Source organism: Flavobacterium sp., assembly GCF_031363805.1.
Taxonomy (GTDB): Bacteria; Bacteroidota; Bacteroidia; order Flavobacteriales; family Flavobacteriaceae; genus Flavobacterium.
Genome location: NZ_JANLVD010000263.1, coordinates 1 through 15,070, shown reverse-complemented (window position 1 = coordinate 15,070; position 15,070 = coordinate 1). Strand labels below are relative to the sequence as shown.

Genomic DNA, 15,070 nt, shown 5'->3' with positions numbered 1-15,070 from the left:
CATACAGATTATATAGAATCGTCACCAGGAAGTATTTCGCAAATACGTGAAACTACTGCCGAACTGATAAAATTTGCAAAAGAAACCAATGTGCCCGTCATTTTAATTGGTCATATTACTAAAGATGGAAGTATTGCTGGTCCAAAAATACTGGAACACATGGTAGATACTGTTTTGCAATTTGAAGGCGATAGAAATCATGTGTACAGAATTTTACGATCTTTAAAAAACCGATTTGGATCTACCGCCGAACTTGGTATTTATGAAATGCAAGGTTCAGGTTTGCGAGAAGTGTCAAACCCATCAGAAATATTAATTTCACATAAAAACGAAGAGCTTTCTGGAACTGCCATTGCCTCAACATTGGAAGGTATGCGACCGTTAATGATCGAAATTCAAGCTTTGGTTTCTACAGCAGTATATGGAACGCCGCAACGCAGTACAACGGGTTATAATGCCAAAAGATTAAATATGATTTTGGCAGTTTTAGAAAAACGAGCTGGTTTCCGTTTGGGAACTAAAGATGTTTTTCTGAACATTACTGGCGGAATTTCTATTGACGATCCCGCGATTGATTTGGCAGTTGTAGCCGCTATTTTATCTTCAAACGAAGATATTCCAATTCATAAGGATTATTGTTTTGCTGGCGAAGTGGGACTTTCAGGCGAAATTCGTCCTGTAAATCGTGTAGATCAACGCATTCAAGAAGCCGAAAAATTAGGTTTTTCGACCATTTTTGTATCCAAATACAATAAAATTTCATTGAAAAATACAGGAATTAAAATTCAATTGGTAGCTAAAATTGAAGATGTGGTGAGTATATTGTTTGGATAAAATTACAGTAATAGCTTCTAACACTATTTGTTTTTATAAAATAGATTGATAATTATAATTTTCGTAGTTATGAGTAAATTTCGATTGCCTCGAAAAGAGAAGAAAAAATTAAAAAAACAGTTTTGGCTTTATGCAAGAGATGAGAAAGGATCAAGTAGAATGGCATTTCCAGCTAAAAGACAGGAAGATTATGATGCAATGAAACAAGGATTGGTTAAAAGCTTTTTTGATTGGAGAACTCCTGAAGAAAAAGAGAAAAAAAAGCAAGAATTTAAAACTCTTAGTAATGAGGTTTACGTGCCCGATCAAGAACTTAAAAATTTTGTAAATAAAATATTCGCCAAAAATTACAGAATTTCTTCTTATGATATTTTATTAGAAGCTAAAAATCATCCCGTAGCCCGAAATGCCTATTTTAATTTTATAAATGCCTATCAAAAACATTTACACGATGATAGTTTTGGGAATATATGTTGTTTAGCAGTTGATAGGGCAAAAGAGATTCTTAAGTCTAGAAAGAGATTTTGATTCAGATTCATAGTTTAAATCATATGACAGTGATTATTTATGAATTTTAATTGTTAATCTCAGTCGACAAAAATAAAGCCTCTCTATTTTATAAGCTTTTTAAAAGTTTTTATCTTTACTTGATATGAAATCCTACCAAGAAATTAATCAAATTATTAATATCTTTCACGAACTAGGCGAAACCATTCAGGCTGCACATTATGCCATTGAACAATACGGAATAAAACATTCCAATTTTAAAGGTTTTGAACTGCGCGAAAAAGCCAATGCCGATTATATTTTAATGACTACCGAAGGCGTTTTTGGCGAAATGCAAATCATAAGAATTCCAGAAAATACTTTTGAATTTGAATTTGTTTTAATGCTCAATTTGATTGCTCACGAAATGATTCATGTAGCTCAAAAAGTAAAAGGACAATTTGTGGAAGACAGAAACGAACGCGAATGGCAAGCTTATTATGAAATGCTTTTTCATAAAACATATCCTCAAATTCCTGATGTTCCAAAACATCAAAAAATATTTTTTGCTACCAAAGCCTTGGATTACTACAGAAAAATGGGCGAAAATTCAATTTTGCAAACAAAATACAAAAAACAGAAAATGGAAGTAGAAAATTTAGTAGATTCGCTGAAATAATCTCATTTTAAATTGAATAATGAAAATCAATAAACAGAAAATATTTCGCTTTTTATTATTCATTTTAATGCTGTTGGTTGTTGCCATTATCTCGGTTTATTTTTTTAGAAATACACTTTTAAAAGAAGGTATTGCCAAGGTTGAAAAAAAATTTAGCCAAGATTATAATGCCGAATTTTCTATAAAAAAAGCCAATTTTGAAGGCTTTTCCGGACTTTCAATGTCAGAAATTACAATAGTTCCTCGTGGCGCAGATACTTTAATTTCTATTGAAAATATAAAAACCAAAGTCAATCTTTTTGAATTGATTTCTGGCAATGTACAAATTGAAAATCTAGAACTCAAAAATGGTTTTGTACAATTGGTGAAAGGCAAAAATGGAAATAATTATGATGCTTTTCTCAAATCAAAAACAACAGATAATGACACAATTGAAAAAAGAGACTATGCAGAATCTGCCTATGGCTTAATAACCAAACTATTAAACTATGTTCCTGCAAAAATGGAATTGCAAAATATTGCCCTTCGAATTGATGATATGGGCAAAAAAACAATATTGAGAACTGATAAATTAGAATTAAAAAACCAACAACTGTTGACTTCGCTGCATGTAGAAACCAATTCATTTACCCAAAAGTGGAATATTAAAGGACTTGCCGATCCAAGAAATATAAAAGCCGATTTGAAAATTACCAATAGCGATACAACCCAGATTCAATTGCCATACATTAAAGACAAATTCAATATTTCGACAAGTTTTGACAACCTACATTTGAAGATTGATAATATAGACATGAGTTTCGGGGAATTGAGTATTGATGGTTTTACATCGGTAGAAAATCTAACCATAAACAATCCAAGAATTGCTAAAAAAGATGTGGTTTTCAACAAAGGATCTGTGGATTTTAAGCTTTTAATTGGTAGCGATTTTATTTCTTTAAAAGAAAATTCTCAAGTCATTATCAACAACATAAAATTAAATCCTTACGTAGAATACAATACTGAAAAAGATAGGGTTTATACTTTGAAAGCTTCTATTCCAAGAATGAAAGCACAAGATTTTATCAATTCTTTGCCCAATGGTTTATTTTCACATTTTCAAGGCATGCAAGCAGAAGGCGATTTTGATTATAATTTGGCTTTCAAAATAAATATTGATAAACCTTGGCGACTTACTTTCAATAGTAAATTCAATAAACACGGGCTCAGAATATCAAAATATGGTGATGCCAATTTGAATAAATTAAATTCAGAATTCACCTATCAAGCCATAGAAAATGGAAGAAGACAAAGACCCGTTTATATTGGAGAGCAAAATCCGTTTTACACACCATTAAATCAAATTTCACCATACTTGCAAAAAAGTGTTTTGACTTGCGAAGATCCATCTTTTATGTCACATCGTGGTTTTATTACAGAAGCATTCAAACAATCTATTTCAAAAAACGTAAGCGCCAAACGTTTTGCTCGTGGAGCCAGTACGATAAGTATGCAATTGGTCAAAAATGTATTTTTAACTCGCGAAAAAACGCTTTCGCGAAAGCTAGAAGAAATATTATTGGTTTATATACTTGAAAATAATAGAATTGCAAGCAAAGAACGCATGCTCGAGGTGTATTTTAATGTGATTGAATGGGGACCAAATGTTTACGGAATTGGCGAAGCTGCGAAATTTTATTTCCAAAAAGAAGCAGCAGATTTGACGCTTAAAGAATGTTTATTTTTGGCTTCGATTGTGCCAAAGCCTAAAAAATTCATGTACCAATTTGATGATTTAGGAAACCAGAAATCAAACGCTGACAGGCAACAAGAATTAATTAGCAAGATAATGTTTCGTCGTGGATTGTTAACTCCGGAAGATACTATTGGACAAAAAGCACCTATCTATATATCGGGCAGAGCCAGAAGTTTGTTGCGTTTGAAAGAAAGAGACACTATTTTTAGAGATACCGTTATTGTAGAAGAACCGATGTTTGAATAACTTACTTAAAATTTCGTAAAAAATCTTCTTTGTAAGTTGCAGAAACTTCAATTTCTGAATTGTCGTTTAGGGTTAAAAATCCGCCTTTGTTGTATGATTTCACAAAACTTAAATTAACCATGTGCGACTTGTGAACACGCAAAAAAGGGAGTGGTAAAATATCTGAAAAATGTTTTAAAAAACGACAGACCATTTTTTTATTGCCGTTTTGCAAATAAATATCTGTAAAATTTCCGTTGCCACGAAGACGAACAATTTCTTCCATTTTCACAACTTCAAAGCCTTCCAATGTTGGCAAAATCACTTGTTGTTTCTCTGGTTTGGTTTCTCTAAAATTTTCGACAATAATTTTGTTTCTATTAAAAATTTCATGATTCAATATTTGTTGGTGTACTTTATTTACTGCCACAATCAACTCTTCGATACTTATTGGTTTGAGCAAATAATAAGCAGCACTTTGGTTTAAAGCTTTCAATGAATATTCTGAAAAAGCGGTCACAAATATGGTTTCAAATTGCAAATCTTTGCAGGCTTCAAGCACGTCGAAAGCATTTCCAAAAGGCATTTCTACATCTAGAAAAACCAGTTGTGGTCGTAAATCATGCAATAGGGGAACGGCTTCTTTAATGTTTTGTGCTTCGCCAATGACTTCTACTTGCGGACAATATTTGCCCAAATAATTTTTGAGTACTTCTCGAGCAGCTAGCTCATCTTCGACAATAACGCTTTTTATTTTTTGTAAACTCATGGCTAATTTTTCAAAGCATTTTATCCATCAAAGGGAAATTAATTTCAATGATTGTTCCAGTTTGAGGGAATTTCTTTTCACTTATGTGAAATGTAATTTCTTTTCGGTACAAATCATTCAACAAAGCAATTCGTTCATTTGTATTGTTCATTCCTCGAGAAATGTGCACTTTTTGATTGATGGTTTTTAGTTCTTGACTTTTGGCTAAACCTATACCGTTATCGTCTATAATTACTGCTAATTTTTTATTTTGTAATTCAAATTTTAAAAGCAGTAATCCTTTGTTTTCTAAGTAACGCAAACCGTGCCAAATGGCATTTTCCAAATGTGGTTGAATTATCATATTGGGAATAAAAGTGGTTTCTGAATCAATTTTTTCATCGACAATAATTTTAAAATCAAATTTATCTTGGAAACGCAAATGTTCCAAATCTAAATATTTTTTAAGTTGCTCTACTTCGCTTGAAAGTGTCACAAAATCGCGATTGGAATTTTCCATCATCGAGCGCATCAAATTGGAATAATTGGTCAAATATTTGTTGGCTTCCAATTCCTTATTTTGCGAAATAAATTGGTTGACACTATTGAGGCTATTGAAAATAAAATGTGGATTCATTTCTCTTCGCAACGATTGTAAAGCAATTTCTTTATTTTTTCTTTTAATTGAAAATAGTGCTTTTGCAATAAGTCCTAAAAACAATAATAGCAATGCCATTGAACCAATTAAAACATAATTAAACTTGTTTTTTCTAGTAATTAATTCGTCTTTTAGTGATTTTTCTTTTTCGAGTTGTTTGATTTTTTCTTCGGTAATTTGAAACGTTTTGGCATCAATCAAAGTAGTATCATTTTGAATTAATTGATCAAAATTCTTAAAAAAATCTGCATACAAAGCCATACTTTCTTTGTCGTTGTTACTGGTTTTATAATATTGTAATAATTTTGATATCGTAGTTTTAACTTCGGCAGTTTTGCCGTTTTCATTTGCCATTTTGTAAGCATTTTTAAGTAGCATTAATGCATCTTCTGGCTTATTTTGCTTAAAATAAATAGAGGACAATTCTTGAAGTTGTGAAATTTGAGTGTCAAAATCTTTTTTATTTTCGGCTTCCGTTAATAATTTTTGGTTTATGGAAATAGCTTTTTCAAAGGAATTTTCGGCTACATAAACTTTGGCAATTTCATTTTTAATTTTAATAATTTCTTCAGGTTTATCCTTGGCATATACTATAGCTTTATTATAATTCTGTATCGCTTCATCGCTATTTTTTAGTTTGAAACTAGCTTCTGCTTGTTGTTTGTAGGCATCTGAAACTTCTTCTTTTTCAGCCTTGTTGTCTTTTTCTAATAGCTGGATTTTTTCTTTCGCCAAAACAGCTTGGGCTCTTGGGCTGGCTACATTTCTTAACCTTTCGGCATCATTATAATTTATTTTTTCTTCATTTTTTTTATCAGATATAGATCCTGCTGCTTCATAACTTTTTATAGCATCATCATATTTATTTTGAGATTCTTGACTTTTTGCCAAACTTCTAGTAACAACAGCATTGCTTGCAGGCACATTTTTTTTAGCATAAATAGCTTGTGCTTTCTTTAAATATTCTTCTGCTTTGGCATTATCGCCTTTGGCTTTAAATTCAGCTGCAATTTTTTCGTATCCAGCTGCGATTTTGAGTTCGTCGTTTTCAGTTAATGAAGATTTTAATTCGTCAGCAGCTTTGCTCATTTTGGATACTTTCTTCGATTTAAATTTTTTAATAGAATCTTGTGCCAAAACTTCTTGAGGAAGCAATAGCAACAAAAATAACAAACCGATAAATAATGATAGTAAGCGCATTTTCAAATCTTTATTTTAACAATGTAAAGTAAATCAATTAAAAAAGCAAATACAAACAGTTTCACCAAGTGAAAAGCCAGTTTCACCATTTTTACAAAAACTGAAATGACAATCTGAATAATTTTGACTCATAAACTTTTAAAATCTGTAAACTTTGAAACTACAAACTACAATAGTACTAGGAATTGGTGTAACCGTTTTACTAACTGTTTTGGCTTACATGATAAATGTTCAAACATTTGGTACAAACATAAAAGACACAAAACACTTGCCATTGAATACTAATAAATCTACTGAAGAAAGATTGAAAATTCAAGTAAATGAAATCAAAAAAAGTATCAAAACAAATTCCGAATTCAATAATGAAACTGCTTTTTTTATTGATATGAAAATTCATTCTGGTAAAAACCGCTTTTTTATTTATGATTTAAAAACCAATAAATTAGTAGATCAGGGTTTGGTTGCTCATGGTTCTGGTTCTGAAACTGAGGTAGAAGGAAAATTGAAATTTAGCAACGTAAACAATTCACTTTGCACCTCGTTAGGAAAATATTCTATTGGCCATTCATATATTGGCAGTTTCGGAAAAGCTTATAAATTATTTGGATTGGACGCTACAAATAGCAATGCTTTCGATAGAAATGTAGTGTTGCACAAGTATTCATCTGTGCCGTATGAAGAACAAGTTGATCCTATTTGCAATAGTTTCGGTTGCCCAATGGTCAATGAAAAATTTTACAATCGAATGGAGAAAATAGTCGACAATTCAAAAAAGAAAATAATATTAAACATTTATTACTAACAAAAATTAAAAACATAGAATATATGAAAACATCAATTTTTATTACAACAATTTTAGCAACTGCAATTTCATTGGCAAGTTGCCAAAACTCAAATGCTAAACCAATAGTTAATAATGAGGTAGAAACACCAACCATTGAAACACCAACTGCCGATGGTAGTACCAAAATTCAAGTCGCACTTTTGCTCGACACTTCCAATAGTATGGATGGTTTGATAGAACAAGCAAAATCGCGCCTTTGGAATATCGTAAATACATTGACTACCTTAAAATACAATGGAAAAACACCAGACATTGAAATTTCATTGTATGAATATGGTAACGATGGTCTTTCGGCAGAAGCCAATTACATTCGTCAAGTAACACCACTTTCGACAGATTTAGATTTAATTTCCGAAAAATTATTCACGCTGAGAACTAATGGAGGCAATGAATATTGTGGTGCCGTAATTCAAGATGCAACTAAAAATTTGGTTTGGGGAAAAGACAATAACAATATGAAATTGATTTATGTTTGTGGAAATGAAGCATTCAATCAAGGCGGAATTAATTACAAAGAAGCCATTTCAGATGCATTGAAAAACAATATTTATGTGAATACTATTTTTTGTGGTGATCAAACCGAAGGCGTAAACACACACTGGAAAGATGGTGCAGATTATGGCAAAGGAAAATTTTTTAATATCGATTCAAATAAAGTTGTACAATATATTGTCACGCCGTATGATGTTGAAATCACAAGATACAATGACAGAATTAATACAACTTACATCAATTACGGTTCTAGAGGTTATGAAAAAAAACGCAGCCAAGAAAAAGAAGATGACAATGCCAAAACGATTTCGTCAGCCAATATGACGGCTAGAGCTGTAAGCAAGTCCAAATCGGCTTATAAAAATGACAGTTGGGATTTGGTGGATAAAATGAAAGATGATAAATCGGCTATTGATAAACTCAAAAAAGAAGAACTTCCAGCAGAATTGCAAAGTAAAACCAAAGAAGAAATAAAAGCAATTGTTGCCACTAAAAGTAAAGAGCGCGAAACCATTCAAAAAGAAATTGCTGAATTGGCCAAAAAACGCCAAGCTTACATTGATGCAGAGGCCAAGAAAACAAAAAAACAAGACGATTTGGGCAATGCCATAAGCACATCAATAGTTTCCTTTGCAAAATTGAAAGGATATACTGTTGAAAATTAAAAGGCTTTTACCGCTAGTTTGCTAATTTTTTGGATTCTAAATAAAAATTAGTGAATTAGCGGTAAAAAATCCTAAATTTATATTTTTAAAAAAGTTCATATGAAACAATTACTCCCCGTTTTATTAAGTTTATTTTCAATAATTGCAGTTGCACAAAAACCAATTTTTACAACTGCAAAAGTCAAAGCGGCTACTGTTTATTTTAATGCTGCCGAAATTTCGCAAACCACATCGGTGACAATTCCCATTGGTACAAGTGAAATTGTAATCAAAAACGTAGCCAACGATTTAAATGAAAGTTCAGTTCAAATTGGTGCGCCTTCCACCTTAACAGTGCTTTCGGTGCAATTCACAAAGGATTATATTTCTGAATATGAAATTGATGACAAATCGCCAGCCATCAAAAAAGTTCGAGACAGCATCAAATTGGTTCAAAAAGAAATATTGAAAGTAGCAAATGCTAAAAATTCTGAGGCAAAAACTTTAGAATTATTAGATAAAAACCAACAAGTAGCGGGTATAAATTCAGGTTTAAATGTATTGGAACTAATGAAAATGGTCGATTATTATAAAGCAAAACGTACCGAGTTGTCCAACAATGTAAATGCATTTTCAGAAAAAGAAGTGAAATTGAATGAAACACTTCAAAAACTAAATAACAAACTAGAAATTGATACCAGTAAAGAAGAAAAATCATCGTCTGGAAAATTAATTGTGCAGGTAATGAATGAATTGGCTGGAAATGTGCCTTTGGAAATATCGTATTTATCAAATATCGCGACTTGGAATCCGTTTTATGATTTGAGAGTCGAAAATGTGAAAGATCCAATTAATATGTTGTACAAAGCACAAGTAATTCAAAATACTGGCATAGATTGGAAAAAAGTCAAGCTGACATTGTCTTCTGGAAACCCGAACCAAAACAATCAGGCACCATTATTAAGTAGTTGGTTTTTACGCTATGGCGAAAGTCAAAATGTTTATGGATATAATCAGAATAAATTGCAAAATCAACTACAAGGAAGAGCTGCTGGCGTTCAAGTTGAAGCAGTATATGATGCAGTTTCTGCACCAATAGTTAAAAAGTCGATTTCTCAATATACAACCGTAGCAGAAAACCAACTCAACGTTTCATTTGATATTGATATTCCTTATGATATTTTGTCTAACGGCAAAGTGCACAGTGTGGCTTTAAAAGATATTAAACTTCCAGCATCATACAAATATTATGCGGTACCAAAAGTTGAAAAAGAAGCGTTTTTGTTAGCTGAAATTGCCGATTACTCAAAATACAATTTGCTGCCTGGCGAAGCCAATATTATTTTTGAAGGAATGTATGTGGGAAAAACAACTATCAATCCATCGCAAACGGCAGACACTTTAAATTTGAGTATGGGTCGCGACAAAAAAGTATCCATAAAACGTGAAAAAGTAGTTGATAAATCTGGAACTAAGTTCCTATCTTCAAAAAAAGAACAGACTTTTACTTTTGACATCACCGTTCGAAACAACAAAAAAGAAAATATCGATTTGCTGTTAAAAGACCAATATCCGCTAAGTACAGACAAAGAAATTGAGATAGAGTTATTACAAAGCGACAATGCAAAAATAAATACCGAAACTGGAATTCTTACTTGGCAACTCCAAATCAAAGCCAACGAAACTAAAAAAATTAGAATAAGCTATAGAGTTAAATATCCTAAGGATCAAGTTATTGGAAACTTATAAAATAGTTAAGAAAATCTTAAATAATCAAATAGCAACTAGAAATGGTTGCTATTTTTTTTAAATTTACAAATCAATATTATAAATTATGATTTTCAGAAAACTACATTTCGCCCTATTTTTTTTATCATTTAGCTATTGTTTTGCGCAACAAAACATTATGATAAGCAATGTCGATTTCCCAAATGAGCCATCAATATGCATCAATCCAAACAACACCAACCAACTTATTGCTGGTAGCAATTTAAACAATGTTTATAAAAGCAATGATTCAGGAGCAACTTGGACAAGAAACGTCTTGACTTCAACTTATGGAGTTTGGGGAGATCCAGCCATTATTTGCGACAATAACAACAACTTTTATTTTTTTCATTTATCAAACCCACCAACTGGCGGTAGCTGGATAGATAGAATTGTATGTCAAAAAACCACTAATTTAGGAACCAATTGGTCAACAGGAACTTTTATGGGACTTAACGGATCAAAAGAGCAAGACAAACAATGGGCGGTTTTTGACAACAACACCAATAATATTTATGTAACCTGGACAGAATTTGATTCTTATGGAAGTTCAAATCCCGCGGATAAATCTAATATTCGTTTTTCTAAATCGTCAGATTTTGGCGCAACTTGGTCAACAGCTTTGAAAATTAATAGTGTCGATGGAAATTGTATCGACCAAAGTGATACCGTAGAAGGCGCCGTTCCAACTGTAGGTCCAAATGGCGAATTGTATGTTTCTTGGTCAGGTCCAAACGGATTGGTTTTTAAAAAATCCTTAAATCAGGGAGTTACATGGTCGGCAACAGAAACTACTATTTCGGCAATAAACAGATGGGATTATGTTATTCCAGGATTAGATCGTTCCAATGGTTTGCCAATAACAGCCTGCGATAGAAGCGGAACTGCAAATAATGGAAATATATATGTCAACTGGTCAGATCAAAGAAATGGTGTCAATGATACAGATATTTTTATTTCTAAATCTACCAATGGCGGAACATCATGGAGCACACCATTAAAAGTAAATAATGATGGAGTTGGAAAGCATCAGTTTTTATCTTGGATGACAATAGATCAAACCACTGGCTATATTTACATCGTTTTTTACGACAGAAGAAATTATACTGATGATACAACCGATGTTTATTTGGCACATTCCACAGACGGCGGAGTAACATTTACCAATACAAAAATAAGCACCAATTCTTTCCTACCTGTTAATGGTCCATTTTTTGGAGATTATACCAATATTACTGCTCACAATGGTGTCATAAGACCCATTTGGGCAAGAATGGATAACGGTGATACCAGCGTTTGGACTGCCTTGATTTCTCAAAGTTCTTTAGGAAATGAAGAATATGATAAAGATGATATCGATGAAAATGTAATTACAAATTATCCAAATCCAGCGAGTGAAGATTCTTATTTTTCATTCAAATTATACAAAGACAGCAAAGTTTCCATAAAAATTTTCGATTTGTCTGGCAAAGAAGTTTACGAAGTAACCAATAAAGATTTCTCCATGGGAAAACATGTCTTATCCATGAAAAGCAAATTATTGACCAAAGGCGAATATATTTACACCATAAAATCTGATTATTATACCAAATCCAAAAAAATGATTATCAATTAAAAAACGCTGATTATGAAAAGTTTATTAAATATTTTTCTATTGCTAATAAGTAGTTTTGTAATTTCTCAAACAATTGCTTTACAAAGTTTTGGAACTGGTTTTAGTAGCCCATTAGAAATAACACATGCTGGCGATTCAAGATTATTTATTGTAGAACAAGGCGGCAATATTAAAATTTTAAATTCAAATGGAACTATAAATGCTACTCCATTTCTAAATGTTTCGCCCTTAATTAGTACAGGTGGAGAAAGAGGTTTACTGGGACTTGCATTTCATCCTGATTATGCCAATAATGGATTCTTTTTTATAAATTACACAAACACCGCTGGAAACACAGTTATTGCCAAATATACAGTTACTTTAACTGGTTCAAATCCAAGTCCCAATGTAGCCAATACAACTGCAACTATTTTAATGACTATCAACCAACCTTATTCCAACCATAATGGTGGGAGTTTAAAATTTGGACCAGACGGCTATCTATATATTGGAATGGGCGATGGAGGAAATGGGGGAGATCCTCAAAATTATGCGCAAAATATAAATAGCAATTTGGGTAAAATGCTTCGAATTAATGTAAACTCGACAGTTTCACCATTTTATACCATTCCGCCAACAAATCCTTATGTTGGTGTGGCTGGAAACGATGAAATTTGGGCTATTGGATTGCGAAATCCATGGAAATTTTCTTTTAATAGATTGAATGGCGATTTATGGATTGCTGATGTTGGTCAAAACGCTATTGAAGAAGTAAATAAAATTCCAAGTCCACTTCCTAATACTGTAAATTTTGGTTGGAGATGTTACGAAGGAAATACTGCTTACAACACTTCTGGTTGTGTAGCCCAATCTGCAACTTACACTGCCATTGCAACTCCATTACATCCAGAAAACTGCTCTGTTACAGGCGGTTATGTGTACACTGGATCTGCTTACCCAAACTTGCAAGGAAAATATTTATTCACAGATGTGTGCAATGCAAAAATTGGAATCATTAATTCTGCTGGTTCATTGACATATTCTCAAGATTTTCCAGGTAGCAGTTTTGTTACATTCGGAGAAAATAACGTGGGAGAGCTTTTTATTGGCGATATAGGAAATGGTACAATTTATAAAATTACCGATAGCTCACTAGGTGTTGCAAATTTTGATAAAAATAATTATAAAATTTATCCAAATCCGTCCAAAAATGAACTTTATATTGAAAAATCGTCTGAAAGCTATCCAACAGAAGTAAACATTTTTGATGTAAATGGCAAATTATTGTTATCACAACAAACACAAAATATTCAAAGAAATATTATAAATACAGCCCTTTTGTCTTCGGGTTTGTATATCATGAATATCAAAGACAATCAAGAAGTTAGTACAACTCATAAATTATTAATTGAATAAATTATTAAAATAACTTCGTCATTTTCAAAAGTTTAGGAAATTTTTATATATTTGTAATCCCTAATCTTATCGAAAATGAAAACCTACAAAAATTCACTGTTCACAGTGTTGTTTGCTTGTATGCTTATGCCCGTAAGCGCACAAATCAACAAAAATATTGTTGAAATTCTCAATGCGAAAAACCCAGAAAGTTTTAAAGAGCTAGATTTATCCAATAAAAAATTAGGAAAGCTTCCTGCGGAAATTGGTCGATTTGTAAATATTGAAAAGCTTTTTTTAAGCAACAATAGTTTACAATCACTTCCTATTGAAATTTCTAAATTGACCAAATTGAAAGAGTTGTATCTGAATAATAATTTATTTTTACGATTTCCAGTGGAAGTTTGCAAAATTACAAGTTTGGAAAGGTTGGATTTTCAGAGAAATAAAATGGAATCGGTATCTCCGAATATTTCGAATCTGATTAAACTAAAAAAATTAGATTTAAGTACCAATCAAATTGTAGAAATTCCTTTGGAAATAGAGAAATTGTCTAAATTGACCGATTTGAATTTGTTTGATAATAAAATAGCAGTTATTCCAGCAGAAGTTGGAAAGTTATTGTCATTAAGCATTTTAAACTTAGAAAAAAATAAAATTCAAATCATTCCAAATACTATTGGAAATTTGAAAAATCTAACGGTTTTAAATTTAAACGACAATAAAATTGAAGTTATTCCATCGGAAATAGGTAAACTCATTAAACTAAAAACTTTGAATATTGAGAAAAATCTAGTTAAAAAACTATCTCCTGAATTAGGTAAAATGTCAGGTTTGTGTAAACTAGATTTGGACGACAATCAATTAACAACACTCCCATACGAAATTGTAAGTTTAGTAAATTTAAAAGAATTATACCTTGGTGGCAACACATTGGGTACTATTCCTGAATCGTTGTATTTATTTTTGGTTAAATTGGAATACGGTCAATCTGAAGAAGTAAAACACATTATCAAAATTAACGAAACTAAAAAACTTACTTTGAAGTAATTATCCTGCAAGGTCTTTTTTGACATTGTAGGTTTGATGAAAAGCCCTTGGAAATACCTACAAGGTAAAAAAAGACCTTGCAGGATTATAAAACAATAATATTTACCTAACTATAACACCATCAACAAACAAAATGGGAACTTCTTCCAAATTATTGGGTGAAATTGTTCTTGCTTTGAATATGTATTTCTTGTCATATAAAGTATTTTCGATAAAATAGGTAACCATGAATTCATTGTTCAATTCTAGAACACTGCTTTCAATCATTTCGACTTTCACTACAGATATCGGTGCTACAGATACAAATGCGTGGCGCAATGACGATGTTTTTTTCATTTCACCATCGATTGTGCCGAATGCTTTGGAAACCAGCATCACGCCATCGAGCTGAAAATCGCTATCGTTGATGAGATATACGTTCCAGATTTTGTCCATAAAATCATCGCTCCATTCTGGAATGGCTGCTAAAAATACGTTTTCTACGGTTGGAATATTGATATCAGATTTCATGTTTTCTATTTTTAAACCTTTTAAATTATATACTGAACATCTATTGTAGCTTAATAATTCAATTTGGGCTCGGTTGAATTTATCATAATGCCTAGCCCAGATAGAAACGAAAAGCCTTTTGATAAGAAACTCTAATTTTTCTTGATAAAAAACAACGACCAACGGAAGTTCGTTTTTTGTATAGAAAAATAGTGTTTCTTGAAAAAGCT

Annotated in this window: 13 protein-coding genes; 10 read left to right on the top strand and 3 right to left on the bottom strand. The window is 31.9% G+C overall.

All coding sequences use genetic code 11. The features are described 5' to 3' along the window. The 4 genes from RMN92_RS13970 to RMN92_RS13955 all read left to right on the top strand — a co-directional run. On the top strand, positions 1 to 834 hold an 834-nt coding region (locus RMN92_RS13970; RefSeq protein WP_309610054.1), incomplete at its 5' end, for a magnesium chelatase domain-containing protein. 69 nt (positions 835 to 903) lie between these two features. After that, positions 904 to 1,362 (top strand): hypothetical protein, encoded by a 459-nt coding sequence (locus tag RMN92_RS13965; protein WP_309610053.1) that lies wholly within the window; start codon positions 904 to 906, stop codon positions 1,360 to 1,362. A 124-nt stretch (positions 1,363 to 1,486) separates the two neighbouring features. Beyond that, a complete protein-coding gene (locus RMN92_RS13960; RefSeq protein WP_309610052.1) occupies positions 1,487 to 1,999 on the top strand; it encodes a hypothetical protein in 513 nt (170 codons plus the stop codon). A 19-nt stretch (positions 2,000 to 2,018) separates the two neighbouring features. After that, entirely contained in the window at positions 2,019 to 3,980 is a 1,962-nt protein-coding gene (locus RMN92_RS13955; protein WP_309610051.1) for a transglycosylase domain-containing protein, read from the top strand. A 1-nt stretch (position 3,981) separates the two neighbouring features. Here the strand turns inward: RMN92_RS13955 and RMN92_RS13950 are convergent, their stop codons facing one another. Together RMN92_RS13950 and RMN92_RS13945 are read right to left on the bottom strand one after the other, a co-directional pair. Further along, entirely contained in the window at positions 3,982 to 4,728 is a 747-nt protein-coding gene (locus RMN92_RS13950; RefSeq protein WP_309610050.1) for a LytTR family DNA-binding domain-containing protein, read from the bottom strand. Between the two features lie 10 nt (positions 4,729 to 4,738). Then, on the bottom strand, positions 4,739 to 6,565 hold the full coding sequence (locus RMN92_RS13945; RefSeq protein WP_309610049.1) for a histidine kinase: 1,827 nt from the start codon (positions 6,563 to 6,565) through the stop codon (positions 4,739 to 4,741). 154 nt (positions 6,566 to 6,719) lie between these two features. On the opposite strand from RMN92_RS13945, the gene RMN92_RS13940 reads away from it, so the two are divergent. The 6 genes from RMN92_RS13940 to RMN92_RS13915 all read left to right on the top strand — a co-directional run bounded on the left by RMN92_RS13940 (position 6,720) and on the right by RMN92_RS13915 (position 14,351). Next, a complete protein-coding gene (locus tag RMN92_RS13940; RefSeq protein ID WP_309610048.1) occupies positions 6,720 to 7,367 on the top strand; it encodes a murein L,D-transpeptidase catalytic domain-containing protein in 648 nt (215 codons plus the stop codon). 23 nt (positions 7,368 to 7,390) lie between these two features. Further along, positions 7,391 to 8,566, top strand: coding sequence for a vWA domain-containing protein (locus RMN92_RS13935; RefSeq protein WP_309610047.1), 1,176 nt, complete (start codon positions 7,391 to 7,393; stop codon positions 8,564 to 8,566). Positions 8,567 to 8,665: 99 nt separating this feature from the next. After that, entirely contained in the window at positions 8,666 to 10,294 is a 1,629-nt protein-coding gene (locus tag RMN92_RS13930; RefSeq protein WP_309610046.1) for a mucoidy inhibitor MuiA family protein, read from the top strand. 85 nt (positions 10,295 to 10,379) lie between these two features. Next, on the top strand, positions 10,380 to 11,927 hold the full coding sequence (locus RMN92_RS13925) for a T9SS type A sorting domain-containing protein (RefSeq protein ID WP_309610045.1): 1,548 nt from the start codon (positions 10,380 to 10,382) through the stop codon (positions 11,925 to 11,927). A 12-nt stretch (positions 11,928 to 11,939) separates the two neighbouring features. Beyond that, positions 11,940 to 13,322 carry a PQQ-dependent sugar dehydrogenase gene (locus tag RMN92_RS13920; protein WP_309610044.1) on the top strand — a complete coding sequence of 461 codons (1,383 nt, stop codon included), beginning with the start codon at positions 11,940 to 11,942 and terminating at the stop codon, positions 13,320 to 13,322. A gap of 75 nt (positions 13,323 to 13,397) precedes the next feature. Next, the gene (locus tag RMN92_RS13915; RefSeq protein ID WP_309610043.1) at positions 13,398 to 14,351 is read left to right on the top strand and encodes a leucine-rich repeat domain-containing protein; all 954 of its coding nucleotides are present in this window, start codon (positions 13,398 to 13,400) and stop codon (positions 14,349 to 14,351) included. 102 nt (positions 14,352 to 14,453) lie between these two features. Here RMN92_RS13915 and RMN92_RS13910 read toward each other — a convergent pair whose 3' ends face one another. After that, a complete protein-coding gene (locus RMN92_RS13910) occupies positions 14,454 to 14,861 on the bottom strand; it encodes a hypothetical protein (protein WP_309610055.1) in 408 nt (135 codons plus the stop codon). Positions 14,862 to 15,070: the final 209 nt, after the last annotated feature.